Source organism: Maribacter sp. UBA3344, from assembly GCF_002362375.1.
In the GTDB taxonomy this organism is placed as follows: domain Bacteria; phylum Bacteroidota; class Bacteroidia; order Flavobacteriales; family Flavobacteriaceae; genus Maribacter; species Maribacter dokdonensis.
In genome coordinates this window covers 1-217 of record NZ_DERI01000029.1, presented here as the reverse complement: position 1 = coordinate 217, position 217 = coordinate 1, and the positions used below count along the sequence as shown (strand labels likewise).

General features: G+C 44.2%; 1 protein-coding gene. It reads left to right on the top strand.

From position 1 onward, the window contains the following. Positions 1-217: hypothetical protein (locus B2Z27_RS17405; protein WP_286814632.1), on the top strand; the 217-nt coding region annotated here is incomplete at both ends.

Sequence of the window (217 nt, the reverse complement as noted above, 5' to 3'; positions counted from 1 at the left end):
ACCAATGCAACAGATATTGATAACCTAGAAGGGGAACAGACTACTCAAAATAATTCCATTGCTACGAATGCTACCGATATTGATAATCTGGAAGCGGAGCAAACAACGCAAAACAATTCCATTGCTTCGAATGCTACGGATATCTCCACGAATGCCGCAGCCATTGCTGCCCACAACAGCGCCGATGGAGATCTGAGCGATTCCAACGAATATAACA